The sequence below is a fragment of the Betaproteobacteria bacterium genome (assembly GCA_016720065.1).
GTDB lineage: Bacteria > Pseudomonadota > Gammaproteobacteria > Burkholderiales > Rhodocyclaceae > SSSZ01.
The window spans coordinates 2331144-2350648 of sequence record JADJXY010000002.1; the positions used below are offsets into that span (position 1 = coordinate 2331144).

The window sequence follows — 19505 nt, forward strand, 5'->3', positions numbered from 1 at the left end:
CATGGCCATGGCGCACGGTTACCTCACCCTGAAACTTTCCTGGGAACTGTTCCAGAAAGCACCGGAGGCGCTCAGCGTACCGGAGCGCACCCGCCTGGCTGAGGTCGCCGGCCGCCAGGACCGCATCGAGCATTGCATCCTGGCCAGCCCGGAAGCCGCCCCCATCGTCATTCCGGCCGCCACCCTCGCGGCACGTCTGGCCGACATCGAGAAACGCTATCCCTCGCCTGATGAATTCGCCGCCGACCTGGAGCGCAGCGCCCTCGACCGCCAGGGCTTCGAGAACGCCGTCGAGCGCGACCTGCGGGTGGAAGCCGTCCTCGACCGTATCGCCTCCCGCGTGCCGCCGGTGACGCCCGTCGACGCGGAAATCTACTACCGCCTCCACCCGGAAGCCTTTGACCGGCCGGAAGCCCGCCGCCTGCGCCACATCCTGGTCACCTTCGACAACCCGCGGGATAAGGCCAAGGCGGCCGTCCTTCTCGAGGGCCTGCGCAAGCCCTTGCCCGATGCCGAAGCCTTCGGCGAGGCAGCCCTGCGCCACTCCCAGTGCCCGACTGCCATGGAGGGCGGCCAGTTGGGCGTGGTCAAGCGCCAGCAGCTCTACGCCCAACTGGAGCCTGCCGCCTTTGCCCTGGTCGAGGGCGAAATCAGCGCCGTACTCGAATCCCCCATCGGCCTGCACATCCTGCGCTGTGACGAGATCTTCCCCAGCGGCCCGCTGCCCTTCCCGGAGGTGCGGCAGAAGATCATCGAGCGCCTGACCGACAGGCGTCGCCAGGAGGCCCAGCGCACCTGGATCAAGGAGCTTGTTGCCGGGGCACAGGGCAAACGCCCCCCACCAGGCAGCCGGCTCACCTGAGAGCCGAAAAATTCACAGGCGCTGAGGCCGCAATGAACAAGGGCTCCCGCAGGAGCCCTTGCTGTTGCTGTGGCCCGGTTCAGGCCTTGGGCGGAACGTAGCCCTGGATCTGGTCGGCACCTTCGCCGAAGAAGTGCTTCTCCACCTGCTCCATGAGGTACTTGCGGTGCTTGGCATCGACCAGGTTGAGGCGGTTTTCGTTGATGATCATGGTCTGCATGCGAATCCACTGCGCCCACGCTTCCTTGGAAACCTTGTCGAAGAGACGCTTGCCCAGGTCGCCGGGATAGGGCGGATGGTCCAGACCTTCGGCCTCGCGGCCGAGCTTGATGCAATTGACGGTACGTGCCATGAAATGCTCCGGAAGATGGTTTGGCGAATTATCCTAGTAGTCAGTCAGATAGGTTTGCGTCGATGCCGAGGCGCGCCTCCGCGCCCCGATCGCGCGAAGCGAACCGCAGCCATAGCCGAAGCTATGGCGAGGATGAGCGACAAAGCGAGCGGGGATGCGGGGCGGGCCGAACATAGCTGAACCTATCTGACTGACTACTAGAAACCTCAGTTGGACGAGCCCGTTGGTGCGTTCGGGCGGGTGCCTGGCGCGAAGCGACGACGCGTCAGGCTGATGCCTGCAAGGAGGAGCGACAAAGCCAGGCGCCCGCCCGGATGCGCCCGCGGGCTCGTAGCGATGGACCCGACGGGCGAGCGTTGGGGAGGTGCGCGGAGGTTCAAGGCACAAGGCATTCCGGGGACTGACAAGCGGCCAACTGAGGTTTCCAGGATTATAGCGGCTCGCGCACCATGAATCGCCAAACTCCCAAGAGCCAGGCGTAAGCGCGGAGGCTAAAGGGTCCGCCCCCACGGCGCCGGACTCCCGCCCATGCCCGGCGTCGGCAAGGTGCCGAAAAGCTACTCACGTAGCCACACACGAACTGGGAGGTGACCCACCTCGTCCCGCAACGCCACAAAACAAGCAATTCTATAAATTCAGTGGGTTATGCGACCGCGCGGCCTTGAGACACATCCCGAAAAGCCGTCAAAGGGGCTTGAACAGGACCTTCGACCGCCTTTGATAGTTGTACATGCGGCGCTTCTGTTCCGGCAGTTCGTCCACCTTGGCGACGCGGAAGCCGCGCTCGACGAACCAGTGTTCGGTGCGCGTGGTGAGGACGAAGAGACGGCGGATGCCGGCCTTGCGGGCGCGCATTTCGACCCGTTGCATGAGGAGTTCGCCATAACCCCATTCGCGGTGGTCGGGGTGCACGGCAAGGCAGGCGAGTTCGCCCACATCGTCGCCGTGCAGGTAGAGGGCGGCGCAGCCGACGATGATGCCGTCGTGCTCCATGACCGAAAAACGGTCGATTTCCCGCTCCAGGAGTTCCCGCGGTCGGTGGACCAGGATGCCCTCGTCTTCCATGGGCTCGATGAGGGCGATGAGATTACCGATATCGTCCGGGCGCGCTTCGCGGATGTTTTCCAGGGGCTCCCGGGTGACCACCGTCCCGACGCCTTCGTGGGTGAAAATTTCCTGCAGCAGGGCACCGTCGCGCTCGTAAGCGATGAGGTGCACCCGGCCCACTCCCTGCCGGCTGGCCCGTACGGCACACGGGAGGTAGCGCTTGAGGTCGGGGGAGAGCGCTTCGTCCTTGAGAAACTCCGCTGCGGCATCGGCGGTCAGGGCATCCTGGAATTCGCCGGCGGCGTTGCAGATCCCCCGAGCGTCGGCGAGAAAGAGGAGCTTGTCGGCCTTGAGGGCCACGGCGACGGCTTCGGCGACCTCTTCCATTTGCAGATTGAAGATTTCGCCGGTGGGCGAGGCGCCCTGGCAGGAGAGCAGCACGATGTTGCCGATGCCCAGTTGGGCCTTGAGTCCCTCGGAGTCGACCTTGCGCACCTTGCCGGCGTACTGGAGGTCGATCCCGTCGAGGACGCCGATGGGGTGCGCCGTGACGAAATTGCCGCCAATGACGCGAATCTGGCTGTTGGCCATGGGCGTGTTCGGCAGCCCCTGGGACAGAAGGGCTTCCACTTCGAGGTAGACGCTGCCCACGGCGTCGAGGACGCAGTCCAGGGTGGCTGCGTCGGTGATGCGGTAGCCCCGGTGGTAAAGGGACGGCAGGCCCTTTTCCTCCAGTTCTTCCTCGATCTGGGGCCGGGCGCCGTGGACCAGGACCAGCCGGATGCCAAGGGCGGCGAGCAGATTCACGTCGTAGGCCAGCGTCTTGGTATGGCCTTCCTCGATGGCCTTGCCCCCGAAGGCGACGACGAAGGTCTTGCCGCGAAAGGCGTTGATGTAGGGCGTCACGGCCCGAAACCAGGCTACGAAGTTCTCGTCGTACAGGTCGTCGCTCATTTGGCCTCGTCGTCGCGCAGCGCATTTTCCAGACGCTCGCAGACGGTGCGCAGCACCTTGATGCGGGCGAAGTTCTTGTCGTTGGCTTCCACCAGTGTCCACGGGGCGAGCCCGGTGGACGTCCGGTCCACCATGTCGCAGACGGCGGTGGCGTACTGATCCCATTTCTCGCGGTTGCGCCAGTCTTCCTCGGTGATCTTGAAGCGCTTGAATTCGGTGTCCTGGCGCTCCTGAAAGCGGCGCAATTGCTCGTCGGCACTGATCTGGAGCCAGAACTTGACCACCACCGCCCCCGCCGCGACCATCTGATGCTCGAAATCGTTGATCTCGGCGTAGGCGCGCAGCCAGTCTTCTTCGGAGCAGAAGCCCTCGACCCGCTCCACCAGCACGCGACCGTACCAGGAGCGGTCGAAGACCGTGATGCGCCCGGTACGCGGCAGGTGGCGCCAGAAACGCCACAGGTAGGGCTGGGCGCGCTCCTCTTCGGTGGGCGCGGCGATGGGGACGATCTGGTACTGGCGCGCATCGAGGGCCTCCACCGTGCGGCGGATACTCCCCCCCTTGCCGGCGGCATCCGAGCCTTCGAACACCATCACCAGCGAGCGGCCAGCGGTAAAGCGGGGATCGTGGGCCAACTCGGCCAGTTTCCCCTGCCAGCGGGCCAGTTCCCGCTCGTACTCCTTGCGCGCCAGCTTCTGGCCGAGGTCGAGTTCGCTGAGGACGCTCATGGCGTCTATGGTGCGCACGATGGGCGGCGCCACCGGCACCCGCGGCCGTTCCGCCTGTTGCAGGCGGCGCGCCATGGAATCGAGGACGATGCGCCCCACGGTGAGCGAGCGATATTCGTCGTCGGTGCCCTCGACGATGATCCACGGCGCGTGGGCTGTATTGGTCACCCGCAGGACGTGGCCAGCCACTTTTTGCAATTCGTCGTAGGTCTTGAGCCTATCGTAGCTGGCCTTGGTGACCCGCCAGGCCGTGCGGGGGTTCCGGGCCAGGGCCTTGAGACGCTTTTTCTGTCCTTCCTTGGAAAGATGGAACCAGAACTTGAGCACCAGAGCCCCTTCGTTCACCAGCATGGCCTCGAAGCGGTTGATGTCGTCCAGCACCTGATCGAGTTCGGAACGCCGCATGCTGCGGGCGATGCGGTCGGCGATGGGCTGCGAATACCAGGAACCGGCAAAGATGCCGACCTTGCCCTTGGGCGGCAGGGCGCGCCAGTAGCGCCACATGAAGGGCCGCTCCCGCTCCTCATCGCTGGGCGCGGCAAAAGCCAGGGTCGAAATGTGACGCGGATCCATCCAGGAATAGAGGAGATTGATGGTCTCCCCCTTGCCGCTGCCATCCACGCCGCTGATGAGCACCACGACCGGAAAATCCTTCTTTTGCAGCATGTCGTACTGCACGTCGAGCAGGGCCGCCCGCAGCTTGGGGACTTCCTTGCGGAAGGTGGCCCGATCGATGGTATGCCCCAGTTCAGCCGATTCGAACATCGCTACACCCCCCGAAAATCACCCCACAAAGTCTGCATGGCTGCAAGGGCAGCGAGCCCCGCCGTTTCGGTGCGCAACACCCGGGGCCCCAGGCGCACGGCCCGAAATCCCGACTGCTCCGCTGCCAGCACCTCCTGCGCATCCAGCCCGCCTTCGGCCCCGATGAGCAACTGCACCCGGGGCGAAGGCGGCAGATCCGCCAGGCTCTGCTCGGCCCCCGGCGCCAGCATCAGGCGCAAGGCCTCTGCGGAAGGCCGGGCCAGCCAGTTTTCCAGGCGTTCCACCGGGGCCACGCTGGGCACCTGGTTGCGCCCGCACTGCTCACAGGCCGCCGCGGCCACCCCCTGCCAGTGGGCAACGCGCCGCCCCGCCCGCTCGCCGGCCAGGCGCGTCACGCTGCGCCGGCTCTCCACGGGGACGATGGCCGCAACCCCCAGTTCGACCGCTTTCTGGATGGTGTAATCCATCTTCTCCCCCGCCTGGAGAGCCTGGACCAGCGTCACGGCCAGGGTGGATTCCCGCTCCACCGCATCCCAGGCGCCGACCGCCGCCACCACCCGCTCGCGCTCGATGCGTTCGATGCGGGCCGGATACTCGCCCCCCCGCCCATCGAACAAGACCAACCCTGCCCCCGCCGCCAGGCGCAACACGCGCACCGCATGGCGCGCCACGGGGTCGGGAAGCTCGACGTGGGCACCCGGAGCGAGCGGCTCGCGGCAGTAGAAACGGGGGGAATTCATCGATGCTATTATGGGCGAAATCCCCTTCCCAGGCACCTTCCATGGCCGCTCTCAACCCACCGGTGTGCGATTTCGGCCGTCCGGCCCCCGTCTTCGACCTGCCCGGCACCGACGGCCGCCAGCACAGCCTCGCCTCCGTCGCCGGCCCCCGCGGCCTTGTGGTCGTCTTCATGTGCAACCACTGCCCCTTCGTCAGGGCCATCATCGACCGCCTGATCCGCGACGCGCGGGACTTGCAGCCCCAGGGCATCGGCACCGTCGCCATCATGAGCAATGACACCCTCGCCTATCCCGACGACTCCTTCGCCAACATGGTCCGCTGGGCCGGGGAACTGGCCCTGCCCTTCCCTTACCTGCTCGACGAGAGCCAGGCCGTGGCCCGGGCCTACGGTGCCGTGTGCACCCCGGATTTCTTCGGCTACAACGCCGACCTGCAACTGCAATATCGGGGGCGCCTGGACGCTTCCGGACGCGACCCCGCGCCCCCCGGCGCCCCAAGGGAACTCTACCAAGCCATGCTCCAGATCGCCCGCAGCGGGGAAGGCCCCCCGCAACAGACTTCTTCCATCGGCTGTTCGATCAAATGGCGGGCATGAGTTTCGACACCGCCGCCCTCCTCCCTCGGGTGGAGGCCGCCGTGCGGGCGGTGGCACGACAGGAGATCATGCCCCGCTTTCTCCAGGTGGTGCGCGAACACAAGTCGGATGGCTCGGTCCTGACCGAAGCCGACGTGGCCGCCCAGCACTTCCTCGCCGACGCCCTGCGCGGGATCGCCGATCTGCCCATGATCGGCGAGGAGATGCCCGAACCCGATCAGCGCGCTGCCCTGGCCGCCGGAGACGAGGGCCTGTGGTGCTTCGACCCGGTGGACGGCTCGACCAATTTCCTCGTCGGCCTGCCCTATTTCGCGGTCTCGGTCGCCCTCATGCAGCATGGCCGAGCGGTCCTCGGCGTCACCTATGCCCCCATCGCGGATGAGATGTTCACCGCCACCCTGGGCGGCGGCGCCCGCCTGAACGGCGAACCCCTCCCCCTGCGCAACCCCGAACCCCGGCTGGAGAAATCCGTCGCCCTGGTGGACCTCAAGCGTCTGCCGGCACCGCTGGCCGCGGCCCTGGCCGCCGACTGCCCCTATTATTCCCAACGCAACTTCGGCGCCAGCGTCCTGGAGTGGTGCTACCTGGCGGCAGGCCGCGCCGACCTCCTGCTGCACGGGGGGCAATTGCTGTGGGACTACGCCGCCGGCGCCCTGCTCCTCGCCGAAGCCGGAGGCCGCGTGGCGACCCTGGACTGCGACGATTTCGCGGCGGCTCCGCCCTGGCGCCGCTCGGCGGTCGCAGCCCTGAACCCCGAAGTACACCGGGGATGGCTGCACTGGGTGCGCAGCCACCGATAAATCTGACAGATCGCTGTTGTTTTTGTCGATTTCAAGGAAATCCCCCACTTCGTCACCCGCTCCCCCCGGGGGCCGGGGTATGATGAGTCCCTTCTGGCCTGCGGCACTACGATCTTGGAGACTCCTCGCCCCCTGCTCGCCCCCCTAGGCACCGATAGCGGCACCAGCAAGAGTCCGCTTTCGGCCAGCCCCATCGACGAGCGGCATCTGCTGCTTCTGCTCGAAGCCCAGCATATTGCCCGGATCGGCAATTGGGAACGGGATCTGCTCAGCAATCAGTTGTGGTGGTCCGACGAGTGCTTCCGCCTCTTCGGCCTGGCGCCCGGATCGGTAGTCCCCACGCCCGGCCTCTTTCTCCTGCAGGTCCATGCGGAGGACCGGGAGCGGGTCGCCGCCGCCATGACCCGCGGTCACGCCCTGGCCCTGCCCTATCAGATCGAATTCCGCGTCCCGGGGCCGGGGGAGGAATGCCGCCATTTCCTGATCCACGGTCGTACCACCCTGGGTGAGGACGGTGCTCCCCTGCGGGCCAGCGGCACGGTGCAGGACATTTCCGAACGCAAGGCCATCGAGCAGGAGATGCATCGGCAGCACGCCTACCTGGCTGCGGTCCTGGCGCACATTCCCCAGGGGATCAGCGTCTTCGACGAAAATCTTCGCCTGCGCCTGTGGAACGCGGCCTTCGTGAGCCTCCTCGAACTTCCGCCCGAAGCCGTCCACGAGGGGGCCGAGTTCCCCGACCTGGCCCGCATCGCCGCCGAGCGAGGCGAGTATGGCCCCGGAGACCCCGAGGAGCACGTCGCACGACTGGTCGCCACCGCGCTCCGCTTCGAGCCCCACCGGCTGGAGCGCAAGCGAAGGTCCGGGCGTACGCACTTGATCCACGGCCAGCCTCTTTTCCTGGCTGGCCGCATCGCCGGCTTCGTCACCACCTATACCGACATCAGCGAATCCAAGGCCGCCGAGGCAGCACTCCGCCGCCAGCACGACCTGCTTGATTCCGTGGTCGCCAATTTTCCCGGCGGTCTCTCGCTCTTCGACGAAGAACTCAGGCTCGCCATTCACAACGCCCAGTTCCGCAGCCTGCTCGAATTTCCCGATGAACTCTTCGCCGAGGCCAATCCGCCCTTCGAGCGTTTCATCGCCTACAACGCCGCCCGCGGCGAGTATGGCCCCGGCGACCCGGAGGTCCTGGCCCGGGAAATCGTCGCCCGCGCCGAAGAGCGCAAGCCCCATCTCTTCGAGCGCGTACGCCCCAATGGCCTGGCCCTGGAAGTTCGCGGAACGCCCTTGCCCAACGGCAGTTTCGTCACCGTCTACACCGACATCAGCGAGCGCAAGCGCGCCGAGGCCCGCCTGCAACTCGCTGATCTGGTGTTCGACAACAGCCCCACCGCCATCGTCATCGCAGACGAAGCCCAGCGCATCGTCTCGACCAACCCGGCCTTTACCGAACTCACCGGCCATGAGGGCTACGAATTGCTGGGACTTGCTGCCGACGGTCTCCTGCTGGCGCAGCACGACACCCAGACCACGGGCTTCGGCGACGCACTGAGCAGCGACGGTACCTGGCACGGCGAACTTGAAGTGCAACGCAAGAACGGCGAAACCTTCATCGCCAGCATTCTGGTCACGCGGGTCAACGACCGCATTACCGGCCAGGCGACGCATTACATCTGGCTGCTGACCGACGTCACCCAGCGGCGGCGGGCCGAGGATCGGGTGCGCCACATGGCCCAGCACGACCCCCTCACGGGCCTGCCCAATCGCCTCGCCCTGCACATGCGTCTGGCCCAGGCGCTGCCCGACGCCCGCCGGCACGGCTGGAAAGTCGCCCTGATGTTCATCGACCTGGACCGCTTCAAGGTCATCAACGACACCCTGGGCCACCAGGTGGGGGACGAACTCCTGCGCGAGGTGGCGTCCCGGCTGGCCGCCACCGTACGCGAAACCGACATCGTCGCCCGGCTGGGGGGTGACGAATTCGTTGTCCTCCTGCCCGACATCGGCCACGTCACCGACGCCGCCATCGTGGCGGGCAAGATCATCGGCACCCTGTCCACGGCCATTACCGTGGATCAACACGAGCTGCACACCTCGCCGTCCATCGGCATCAGCATCTTCCCGGTCGACGGCAGCGATGGCGACACCATCCTGAAGAATGCCGACACGGCGATGTACCACGCCAAGGCCGCCGGCCGGAACAATTACCAGTTCTTCGCCGAAGAAATGAACCGCTCCGCGACCGAGCGTCTGGGCATCGAAAACAAGCTGCGCCAGGCAGTGAGCCGCAACGAATTCGCCCTGGTGTTCCAGCCCCAGTTCGGAGCCAGCAGCGGAAAACCCACCGGAGTCGAAGCCCTCCTGCGCTGGCACCACCCCAGCGACGGTACCATCGCACCGGATCGCTTCATCCCCATCGCCGAGGAAACGGGACTCATCGTTCCCATTGGCGAGTGGGTTCTCCTCAACGCCTGCCGCGAGATGCGCCGCTGGATCGACCGCGGTCTTCCACCGCTGCGCATGGCGGTCAACGTCTCCGCCCGCCAACTGAGGCGACGCGATTTCTGCGAAATGGTGGCCGGCGCCCTGGCCGAATCGGGACTCCCCGCCGAACTCCTGGAACTGGAAATCACGGAAAGCGCGGTCATGGAAAATCCCCAGGAAGCCGTGGGCATCCTGGAAATTCTCGGGCGCATGGGCGTCACCCTGGCCATCGACGACTTCGGTACCGGCTATTCGTCCCTCGCCTATCTCAAACTCTTCCACATCGACCATCTCAAGATCGACCGCTCCTTCGTGCGCGACATCGAACACGACCTCAACGACCGCGCCATCGCCATGGGCACCATTGCCCTCGCCCACTCCCTGGGGCTGCGGGTCATTGCCGAGGGGGTGGAAACCAGCGATCAACTCGGGCTCCTGGCCAGCAATGGTTGCGACGAGGTCCAGGGATACCTGTTCAGCGAGCCCATGAACGGAACTGCAGCCTTTTCCTACCTGCACGCCCGTACGACGGCGGGGTAGAATCCCGCCTTTCCAACGCCACACCGGAGAACCGCCATGGCGCGCATGACTTTGTCCCGCTACCTGATCGAGGAACAGCGGGAAAAAGGGATCATCACCGCTGACCTCAAGTTGCTGGTCGAAGTCGTATCGAGGGCCTGCAAGGCCATCTCCATCGCCATCGGCAAAGGCGGTCTGGGCGGCGTCCTGGGCGAGGCGGGCAGCGACAACGTCCAGGGCGAGGCCCAGAAGAAGCTGGATGTACTGTCCAACGAAATCCTTCTCGAAGCCAACGAGTGGGGCGGCCATCTGGCTGCCATGGCCTCCGAGGAAATGGACCTCCCCCACACCATTCCCCATCGCTACCCCCAGGGCGAGTACCTGCTTCTCTTCGATCCCCTCGACGGCTCTTCCAATATCGACGTCAACGTCTCGGTGGGCACGATCTTTTCCGTTCTCAAGTGCCCCGAGGGCGCCGATCTCTCGACGCCGGAGGCCGCCGAACGCGCCTTCCTCCAGCCCGGCACGGCGCAGGTCGCCGCGGGCTACACGGTCTATGGCCCGACGACCCTCCTCGTCCTCACCGTGGGCGACGGCGTGGTCGTATTCACGCTGGATCGGGAGGTCGGGGCCTTCGTGCTCACCCAGGACAAGGTGCGCATTCCGGAAGACACCAAGGAATTCGCCATCAACATGTCCAATATGCGCCACTGGGAGGCGCCGGTTCAGCGCTACGTCAGCGAACTGCTGGCCGGCAGGACCGGCCCCAGGGACAAGGATTTCAACATGCGCTGGGTGGCTTCGATGGTGGCCGACGTGCATCGCATCATGACCCGGGGCGGCCTCTTCATGTACCCCATCGACGCCAAGACCCGCGACAAGGGCGGCAAATTGCGCCTCATGTACGAAGCCAATCCCATGGCGCTTCTGGTGGAACAGGCGGGCGGGGCCGCCACCACCGGAACCATGCGCATCCTGGATCTCCAGCCCGAGAAACTGCACCAGCGCGTGCCGGTGATCCTGGGATCGAAGAACGAAGTCGAGCGGGTCACGCGCTACCACCACGGCGCGGACTGAACTCACCGGGCGAATCCCCGCCCAAGCGTCAAGGGACCTTCAGAGTCCCACGGAGAACGAGCATGGGTATCCTTGATCAGATTCGCGCCGCGTTTGCCAGGGCGGCCGAATCGAAAGCGGCGGAGCAGGACGTCGACACAAAACCACCTGCCCCCCGCCCCACCGTGGCGGCCGATTCGGCGCCGGTACCGGAACCCGCAGCCACGGGCGAGCGCCGCGCACGGCAGCGGGTCAATGCCCGCAAGGGGACGCGGGCGCTCATCATCGACGACTCGCCCACCATCGTCGCCGTCCTGCGCAAGACCCTGCGTTCGGTGGGCTTCTCCACCCGGGAGGCCCTCAATGGCGAGACCGGCCTCGAAATCGCCCAACACGAAAAGCCGGAACTCATCTTCCTGGACATCGTTCTGCCGGGCATGAGCGGCTTCGCCGTGCTGCGCACGCTGCGGCGCGATCCGGCCACCCGCGACATTCCCGTCATCATGATGAGCGGCAACGAGCAGGCCACCGAACAGTTCTACGCCAACCGCATCGGGGCCGACGACTTCATGAAGAAGCCCTTCTCGCGCTTCGAAATCTTCAGCCGCATCGAAAACCTGCTCGACCCCGATCTGGCGCCGGTGCGCAAGAAACACACCCCGGACAGCGGCACGCCTCAATAGCGCAAGGCCGGCACGCGGGCTCGCCCCATGAGGCGCCACGCCGGAATGGCCGGCTGAAGGGCGTTTTCGGGCGAATCCGCGGTGTTTTCCACAGTCGCGCACCACGTCCACCCTACCCAAAGCGCCCGCTTTCCCGGATAATTTCGTCTTTTCTCCGGGCGCGAATTTACGCCAAACGGATAGAGCCCCATGAGCGCAACCACGGTCAAGCCCCCTGTTTTCACCCCTCTCACCGGCGCTATCCGCGCCCTGGCCATGGACGCCGTCCAGAAGGCCAACTCCGGTCACCCCGGCGCCCCCATGGGCATGGCGGAAATCGCCGAAGTCCTGTGGCGCCGCCATTTGAAGCACAATCCGGCCAACCCCAAGTGGCCCGACCGCGACCGCTTCGTGCTCTCCAACGGCCACGGCTCGATGCTGATCTACGCCCTGCTGCACCTCACGGGCTACGACCTCTCCATCGACGACCTCAAGAATTTCCGCCAGATGGGCTCGCGCACCGCCGGCCACCCCGAATACGGCCACACCCCGGGCGTGGAAACCACCACCGGCCCCCTGGGCCAGGGCATCACCAACGCCGTCGGCTTCGCCATCGCCGAAAAGGCCCTGGCCGCCGAGTTCAACCAGCCCGGCCACACCGTCGTCGACCACCACACCTACGCCTTCCTGGGCGACGGCTGCCTGATGGAAGGCGTCTCCCACGAGGCCTGCTCCCTGGCCGGCACCCTGGGCCTGGGCAAGCTGATCGCCTTCTACGACGATAACGGCATCTCCATCGACGGCCACGTCACCGGCTGGTTCACCGACAATACGCCGCAGCGCTTCGAAGCCTACGGCTGGCATGTCGTTCCCGGCGTGGATGGCCACGACCCCGAGGCCATCGAAGCCGCGCTGCTCGCTGCCCGGGCCGTCAAGGACAAGCCCAGCCTCATCTGCTGCAAGACCGTCATCGGTCTAGGCGCCCCCAACAAGCAGGGCGGCCACGACGTGCACGGCGCTCCCCTGGGCAACGACGAAATTGCCGCCGCCCGCGCCACCATTGGCTGGAACCACGCTCCCTTCGAAATTCCCGCCGACGTCTACGCCGCCTGGGACGGCAAAGCCAAGGGCCTCAAGGCCGAAGGCGACTGGAACGCCCGGTTCGACACCTACCGCAAAGCCTTCCCCGAGAAGGCCGCCGAATTCCAGCGCCGCGTCATCGACGGCCAATTGCCCGCCCACTGGACCGCGACCGTCGCCGCCTATGTCGCCGCCTGCAAGGACAAGGCCGAGAACATCGCCACCCGCAAGGCCAGCCAGAACGCCATCGCCGCCTACGCGCCGGCCCTGCCCGAGCTGATGGGCGGTTCCGCCGACCTGGCGGCTTCCAACCTGACCCTGTGGAAGGGCTCCAAGGGCGTCACCCGCGAGGACGGCGGCAACTACCTCTACTACGGCGTGCGCGAATTCGGCATGACCGCCATCGCCAACGGCATCGGCCTGCACGGCGGCTTCATCCCCTACACCGCCACCTTCCTCGTCTTCTCCGACTACGCCCGCAACGCCATCCGCATGGCGGCGCTCATGAAGCAGCGCCAGATCATGGTCTATACCCATGACTCCATCGGCCTCGGCGAGGACGGTCCCACCCACCAGCCGGTGGAGCATGTGGCCTCCCTGCGCCTGATCCCCAACCTGGACGTCTGGCGCCCCGCCGACGCCACGGAAACCGCCGTCGCCTGGGCCGCCGCCATCGAGCGCGCCGACGGTCCCAGCGTCCTGGCCCTGTCCCGCCAGAACCTGCCCACCGTCACGGGCGCCATCAGCGCCGAGACCATCCGCAAGGGCGGGTACGTGCTGGCCGACTGCGCGGGCGAACCCCAGGTGACCCTCATCGCCACCGGTTCCGAAGTCAAGCTGGCTCTGGACGCCCAGGCGGCCCTGGCCGACGAGGGACTCAAGGCCCGCGTCGTCTCCGTGCCCTGCACCGAGGCCTTCGACCGCCAGGGCGCCGAGTACCGCAACGAAGTGCTGGGCAAGTGCACGCCCCGCGTCGCCATCGAAGCCGGCCATCCCGATCTGTGGCGCAAGTACGTCGGCAGCAAGGGCGGCGTCATCGGCATCGACCGCTTCGGCGAGTCGGCCCCCGCCGGCAAATTGTTCGAGTTTTTTGGGTTCACGGTCGCCCATGTGGTCGCTACCGTGAAAAACATTCTGTAAGGAGCTTCTAGCATGAGCATCAAAGTCGGTATCAACGGGTTCGGCCGCATCGGCCGCATGGTTTTCCGCGCTGCCATCAAGGATTTCTCGGACATCGAGATCGTCGCCATCAACGACCTCCTGGAGCCCGACTACCTGGCCTACATGCTGAAGTACGACTCCGTACATGGCCGCTGCAAGGCTGACATCGCCGTCGAAGGGGGCAATCTCATCGTCAACGGCAAGAAGATCCGCCTGACCGCCGAGAAGGATCCCGCCAACCTCAAGTGGAACGAAGTGGGCGCCGACATCGTCGTCGAAGCCACCGGCCTCTTCCTCGACAAGGCCGGTGCCGAGGCCCACCTCAAGGCCGGCGCCAAGAAGGTCATCATGTCGGCCCCGTCCAAGGACGACACGCCGATGTTCGTGTTCGGCGTGAACCACACCAAGTACGCCGGCGAGGCCATCATCTCCAACGCCTCCTGCACCACCAACTGCCTGGCCCCCGTGGCCAAGGTGCTGAACGACAACTGGGGCATCAAGCGCGGCCTGATGACCACCGTGCACGCCGCCACCGCCACCCAGAAGACCGTCGACGGCCCGTCCAAGAAGGATTGGCGCGGCGGCCGCGGCATCCTGGAGAACATCATCCCCTCCTCCACCGGCGCCGCCAAGGCCGTCGGCAAGGTCATCCCCGAGCTGAACAAGAAGCTCACCGGCATGGCCTTCCGCGTTCCCACCTCCGACGTCTCCGTGGTCGACCTCACCGTCGAGCTCTCCAAGGAAGCCTCCTACGAGGAAATCTGCGCTGCCATGAAGGCCGCCTCCGAAGGCGCCATGAAGGGTGTCCTCGGCTACACCAACGAGAAGGTCGTCGCCACCGACTTCCGCGGCGAATCCTGCACCTCCGTCTTCGACGCCGAAGCCGGCATCGCCCTCGACGGCACCTTCGTCAAGGTCGTCTCCTGGTACGACAACGAGTGGGGTTACTCCTGCAAGGTATTGGAGATGATTCGCGTCATCTCCAAGTAAGACTGAGAGGGGCGCCAACGAGCGCCCCTTTTTTATCGCCGCAACCGAATCGAGCACTGCCATGAACTTCAAGCGCCTCACCGATCTCGACGTGGCCGGCCAACGGGTCTTCATCCGCGCCGACCTCAACGTCCCCCAGGACGACACCCTCGCCATCACCGACGACACCCGCATCCGCGCTGCCCTGCCGGGTATCCAGTACGCATTGGGCAAGGGCGCTGCCGTGATGGTCACCTCCCACCTGGGCCGCCCCACCGAGGGTGAGTTCAAGGCGGAAGACTCACTGGCCCCCGTGGCCAAGCGCATGGCCGAGCTGCTGGGCAAGGAAGTGCGCCTGGTGCAGAACTGGGTGGACGGCGGCTTCGAGGTGAAGCCGGGCGAAGTGGTGATGCTCGAGAATTCCCGCTGCAACAAGGGCGAGAAGAAGTCCAACGACGAACTCTCCCAGAAGATGGCCGCCCTCTGCGACGTCTGGGTGCACGATGCCTTCGGCACCGCCCACCGCGCCGAGGCCACCACCTACGGCATGGGCAAGTACGCCAAGATCGCCTGCGCCGGCCCCTGCGTCGCCTCCGAGCTGGAAGCCCTGACCAAGGCCCTGGCCCAGCCGGCCCGACCCCTGGTGGCCATCGTCGGCGGCTCCAAGGTCTCCACCAAGCTGACCGTCCTCGAATCCCTGTCGGCCAAGGTCGATCAGCTGGTGGTCGGCGGCGGCATCGCCAACACCTTCCTCCTCGCCGCCGGCAAGAAGATCGGCAAGTCCCTGGCCGAGCGCGACCTGGTGGACCAGGCCAAGGCCATCCTGGCCAAGGTCGCCGTGCCCCTGCCCACCGACGTGGTCGTGGCCAAGGAGTTCTCGGCATCCGCCCCCGCGACCATCAAGTCCATCGACGATGTCGCCGATGACGACATGATCCTCGATATCGGTCCCGACTCCGCCAAGGCGCTTGCGGCCATCGTCGCCGCTGCCGGCACCGTGGTCTGGAACGGCCCGGTGGGCGTCTTCGAAATGGAAGCCTTCGCCAACGGCACCAAGGTCCTGGCCGACGCCATCGCCACCTCCAGGGCCTTCTCCCTGGCCGGCGGCGGCGACACCGTTTCCGCCATCAACGTCTTCAAGATCCACGACAAGGTGGGCTACATCTCCACCGCCGGCGGCGCCTTCCTCGAGTTCCTCGAAGGCAAGACCCTGCCCGCCGTCGAAATCCTGGCGCAGCGCGCGGAGCGCTGATCCTCGATGGCGCAGCACCCCCGGCAGACCGGCTTGCCCCGCCTTTTCCCGGCGCTGGCCGGTCTGTTGCTGGCTGCTGCGCTCGTCGTCGGGTGCAGCAGAAAGGACGACCTTGCGGCGGGGCGCGCCCCGGTCGCCGCTGCGGCCCCCGCGGCGCTCATGGCGCCCTCCCCCGCCCAGGCCCGCAAGTCTGACGCCGCGGCCCCCGAACCCGGCGAGGCCCGCCGGCTCATCGCCTACCGCCATTTTCTCACCCTCGAACTGCCCCGGGACGCCGTGGCGCCGGCCCTCCAGGCCAGCCAGGCCCGCTGCGTCCAGATGGGCCCGGCGGTCTGCCAGGTCGAATCCTCCTCCCTCGTGGCGCCCACCAACGGCGCGCCGCCCCAGGGCGCGCTGCAGCTGCGCATCGCGCCCGACCAGTACGGCGCTTTCCGCGAGGCCGCCCAGCAGGGCGCCGACCTGATCGGCGACCGCACCGAGGCCGAGGACAAGACCGATACCGTCATCGACGTCGAGGCCCGGCTGCGCAACAAGACGGCCCTGCGCGACCGCCTGCGCCAGCTCGTCCAGGCCCCCGGGGCCAAGGTCGCCGATCTGGTGGAGATCGAGCAGCAACTGGCCAATGTCCAGGCGGAACTCGATTCCCTGGCGGGCCAGCGCAAATTCCTCGCCCTGGAAACCGACAAGGTCTTCGTGGCCATCGATTTCCAGGCCCGCCCGGAACTGGGCAGCCCGGGTTTCTTCTCCCCCATCGCCCGGGCCTTCGGCAACATGGGGGCGGTGTTCTCGGAAAGCGTCGCCGCCCTCATCACCTTCTTCGCCGCCGTCCTGCCCTGGGCCGTCGTCGCCGTCTTTCCCCTGTGGGGCCTGCGTCGCGCCTGGCGGCGCTGGCGCGCCAGCCGCAACCCTTCCGGAGCCCATTGATCGTGCAGCGTTCCACCAAGATTGTCGCCACCCTGGGCCCCGCCTCCAGCGACGAGGCTGTTCTGCGCCGCATGGTCCTGGCGGGGGTCGACATCGTCCGCCTCAACTTCTCCCACGGCACCGCCGAGGACCACGCCGCCCGGGTCAAGCTGCTGCGGGCCATCACCAAGGATACCGGCCGCACCGTCGGCATCATGGCTGATCTGCAAGGGCCCAAGATTCGCGTCGGCAAATTCGAGCACGGCAAGGTGGAACTCGCCGCCGGCGCCCCCTTCATCCTCGACGTCACCTGCAAGCTGGGCAATCAGGAGCGGGTCGGCCTCGACTATCCGGAACTGATCGACGACGTGGAACCCGGCGTGGTCCTGCTGCTGGACGACGGCCGCATCGTGCTCGACATCGTCGCGGTCCACAGTCAGGAGATCGTCACCACCGTGCGCGTCGGCGGCGTGCTCTCCAACAACAAGGGCATCAACCGCCAGGGGGGCGGCCTCACGGCGCCGGCCCTGACCAGCAAGGACCGCCAGGACATCCGCACCGCTGCCGAACTGGGGGTCGATTTCGTCGCCGTCTCCTTCCCCAAGAACGGCGACGACATGCGCCAGGCGAGGAAGCTCCTCACCCGTGCCGGCTCCACTGCGCTCCTCGTCGCCAAGATCGAGCGGGCCGAGGCCCTCGGCGCCCTGCCGGACATCTGCGAGGCCTCCGACGCCCTCATGGTGGCCCGCGGCGACCTGGCCGTGGAAGTGGGCGACGCGGCCGTCCCCGCCCTGCAAAAGAAGATCATCCGCAGCGCCCGGGAACACAACAAACTGGCCATCACCGCCACCCAGATGATGGAATCCATGATCACCAGCCCGGTGCCCACCCGGGCCGAGGTCTCCGACGTGGCCAACGCCGTCCTCGACGGCACCGACGCGGTAATGCTTTCCGCCGAGACCGCCTCCGGCAAATACCCGGTGGAGACCATCGAATCCATGGCCCGCATCTGCCTGGAAGCCGAGAAGTCCGCCGAAGTCACCCTGGACAACGACTTTCTCGACCGCATCTTCACCCGCATCGACCAGTCCATCGCCATGGCCGCCATCTGGACGGCCCACCACCTCAAGGTCAAGGCCATCGCCGCCCTCACCCAGTCCGGCTCCACCGCCCTGTGGATGAGCCGGTTGAACTCCGGGGTGCCCATCTACGCTCTAACCCCGGAAGTGAGCTCCCGCTACAAGATGAGCCTCTACCGCGACGTCTTTCCCCTGCTCATGAAGCAGAAACACATCGACCGCGACCGCCTGCTCTGGGAAGCCGAGCAATTGCTCATCGACCAGGGCGTGGTCCAGGCGGGCGACCTCATCGTGCTGACCATCGGCGAGCCCATCGGCTCCTCCGGCGGCACCAACACCATGAAGATCGTCCGCGTCGGCGAACACCCGCAACCCAAACCCTGATTCACCCGCCTTCCAGGAGACCACCATGCCCCTCGTGTCCATGCGCCAACTGCTCGACCACGCCGCCGAAAACGGTTACGGCCTGCCCGCCTTCAACGTGAACAACATGGAGCAGGTCTGGGCCATTTGCGAAGCCGCCCACCAGCTCGACGCGCCGGTCATCATGCAAGCCTCCGCCGGGGCCCGTAAGTACGCCGGCGAACCCTTCCTGCGCCACCAGATCCTGGCCGCCCTGGAAGCCTACCCCCACCTGCCCATCGTCATGCATCAGGACCACGGCCAGAGCCCGGCGGTGTGCATGAGCGCCATCAAGTCCGGCTTCACCTCGGTGATGATGGACGGCTCGCTCCAGGCCGACGGCAAGACCGTCGCCTCCTACGAATACAACGTCGAAGTCTCCCGCGAAGTGGTCAAGTTCGCCCACTCCATCGGCGTTTCCGTCGAAGCCGAGCTGGGCGTTCTGGGTTCCCTGGAAACCATGAAGGGCGACAAGGAAGACGGCCACGGCGCCGAGGGCACCATGACCCGCGAGCAGCTCCTCACCGACGTCGAGCAGGCCGCCGACTTCGTCAAGCAGACCCAGTGCGACGCCCTGGCCATCGCCATCGGCACCAGCCACGGCGCCTACAAGTTCACCAAGAAGCCCACCGGCGATATCCTGGCCATCGACCGCATCGCCGAAATCCACGCCCGCATCCCCAACACCCACCTGGTGATGCACGGCTCCTCCAGCGTGCCCCAGGAACTCCTGGCCGAGATCCGCGAATTCGGCGGCGACATGAAGGAAACCTACGGCGTGCCCGTGGAGGAAATCGTCCGCGGCATCAAGCACGGCGTGCGCAAGGTCAATATCGACACCGACATCCGCCTGGCCATGACCGGCGCCATCCGCCGCTACTTCGCCGAGAACCCCGCCAAGTTCGACCCCCGCGATTACCTGAAGCCCGCCCGGGAAGCTGCCAAGAAGATCTGCCTGGCCCGCTACGAAGCCTTCGGCTGTGCCGGCCGCGCCAGCCAGATCAAGGTCGTCCCCCTGGAAAAGATGGCCGAGCGCTACGCCAAGGGCGAGCTGAACCAGATCGTCAAGTAAGGCTGCACCGCCCCGCAAG

16 protein-coding genes are annotated in these 19505 nt (G+C 66.4%); 12 read left to right on the forward strand and 4 right to left on the reverse strand.

Annotation, left to right across the window (positions count from 1 at the left end):
• The first annotated feature begins 1 nt into the window (after position 1).
• Complete coding sequence (gene nifM / locus IPM73_14130) at positions 2-862, forward strand: nitrogen fixation protein NifM (GenBank protein ID MBK8919137.1); 861 nt, start codon at positions 2-4, stop codon at positions 860-862.
• A gap of 79 nt (positions 863-941) precedes the next feature.
• Here nifM and IPM73_14135 read toward each other — a convergent pair whose 3' ends face one another.
• The 4 genes from IPM73_14135 to IPM73_14150 all read right to left on the reverse strand — a co-directional run bounded on the left by IPM73_14135 (position 942) and on the right by IPM73_14150 (position 5448).
• Positions 942-1214 carry an oxidative damage protection protein gene (locus IPM73_14135; GenBank protein ID MBK8919138.1) on the reverse strand — a complete coding sequence of 91 codons (273 nt, stop codon included), beginning with the start codon at positions 1212-1214 and terminating at the stop codon, positions 942-944.
• A 684-nt stretch (positions 1215-1898) separates the two neighbouring features.
• Positions 1899-3215, reverse strand: a complete 1317-nt coding sequence (gene argA, locus IPM73_14140; protein ID MBK8919139.1) for an amino-acid N-acetyltransferase — start codon at positions 3213-3215, stop codon at positions 1899-1901.
• On the reverse strand, positions 3212-4708 hold the full coding sequence (gene pap, locus IPM73_14145) for a polyphosphate:AMP phosphotransferase (protein ID MBK8919140.1): 1497 nt from the start codon (positions 4706-4708) through the stop codon (positions 3212-3214). Before pap ends, argA begins: the two co-directional genes overlap by 4 nt.
• A 2-nt stretch (positions 4709-4710) precedes the next feature.
• A complete protein-coding gene (locus IPM73_14150; GenBank protein MBK8919141.1) occupies positions 4711-5448 on the reverse strand; it encodes a 16S rRNA (uracil(1498)-N(3))-methyltransferase in 738 nt (245 codons plus the stop codon).
• 41 nt (positions 5449-5489) lie between these two features.
• Here IPM73_14150 and IPM73_14155 point away from each other — a divergent pair, with 41 nt between their 5' ends.
• The 11 genes from IPM73_14155 (at position 5490) to IPM73_14205 (ending at position 19486) form a co-directional block, all read left to right on the forward strand.
• Positions 5490-6044, forward strand: coding sequence for a thioredoxin family protein (locus IPM73_14155; protein ID MBK8919142.1), 555 nt, complete (start codon positions 5490-5492; stop codon positions 6042-6044).
• Entirely contained in the window at positions 6041-6844 is an 804-nt protein-coding gene (locus IPM73_14160; GenBank protein ID MBK8919143.1) for an inositol monophosphatase family protein, read from the forward strand. The genes IPM73_14155 and IPM73_14160 overlap by 4 nt, the downstream gene beginning before the upstream one ends.
• 114 nt (positions 6845-6958) lie before the next feature.
• Complete coding sequence (locus tag IPM73_14165) at positions 6959-9871, forward strand: EAL domain-containing protein (GenBank protein ID MBK8919144.1); 2913 nt, start codon at positions 6959-6961, stop codon at positions 9869-9871.
• A gap of 36 nt (positions 9872-9907) precedes the next feature.
• Positions 9908-10927 (forward strand): class 1 fructose-bisphosphatase, encoded by a 1020-nt coding sequence (locus IPM73_14170; protein ID MBK8919145.1) that lies wholly within the window; start codon positions 9908-9910, stop codon positions 10925-10927.
• A 62-nt stretch (positions 10928-10989) separates the two neighbouring features.
• Positions 10990-11589 carry a response regulator gene (locus IPM73_14175; GenBank protein MBK8919146.1) on the forward strand — a complete coding sequence of 200 codons (600 nt, stop codon included), beginning with the start codon at positions 10990-10992 and terminating at the stop codon, positions 11587-11589.
• A gap of 189 nt (positions 11590-11778) precedes the next feature.
• Entirely contained in the window at positions 11779-13788 is a 2010-nt protein-coding gene (gene tkt, locus IPM73_14180; GenBank protein MBK8919147.1) for a transketolase, read from the forward strand.
• Between the two features lie 12 nt (positions 13789-13800).
• Entirely contained in the window at positions 13801-14799 is a 999-nt protein-coding gene (gene gap / locus IPM73_14185) for a type I glyceraldehyde-3-phosphate dehydrogenase (protein ID MBK8919148.1), read from the forward strand.
• Between the two features lie 61 nt (positions 14800-14860).
• Positions 14861-16030 carry a phosphoglycerate kinase gene (locus tag IPM73_14190; protein MBK8919149.1) on the forward strand — a complete coding sequence of 390 codons (1170 nt, stop codon included), beginning with the start codon at positions 14861-14863 and terminating at the stop codon, positions 16028-16030.
• 33 nt (positions 16031-16063) lie between these two features.
• Entirely contained in the window at positions 16064-16954 is an 891-nt protein-coding gene (locus IPM73_14195; GenBank protein MBK8919150.1) for a DUF4349 domain-containing protein, read from the forward strand.
• Between the two features lie 2 nt (positions 16955-16956).
• Entirely contained in the window at positions 16957-18396 is a 1440-nt protein-coding gene (pyk, locus tag IPM73_14200) for a pyruvate kinase (GenBank protein MBK8919151.1), read from the forward strand.
• A 25-nt stretch (positions 18397-18421) separates the two neighbouring features.
• The gene (locus tag IPM73_14205) at positions 18422-19486 is read left to right on the forward strand and encodes a fructose-bisphosphate aldolase class II (GenBank protein MBK8919152.1); all 1065 of its coding nucleotides are present in this window, start codon (positions 18422-18424) and stop codon (positions 19484-19486) included.
• Positions 19487-19505 lie beyond the last annotated feature (19 nt).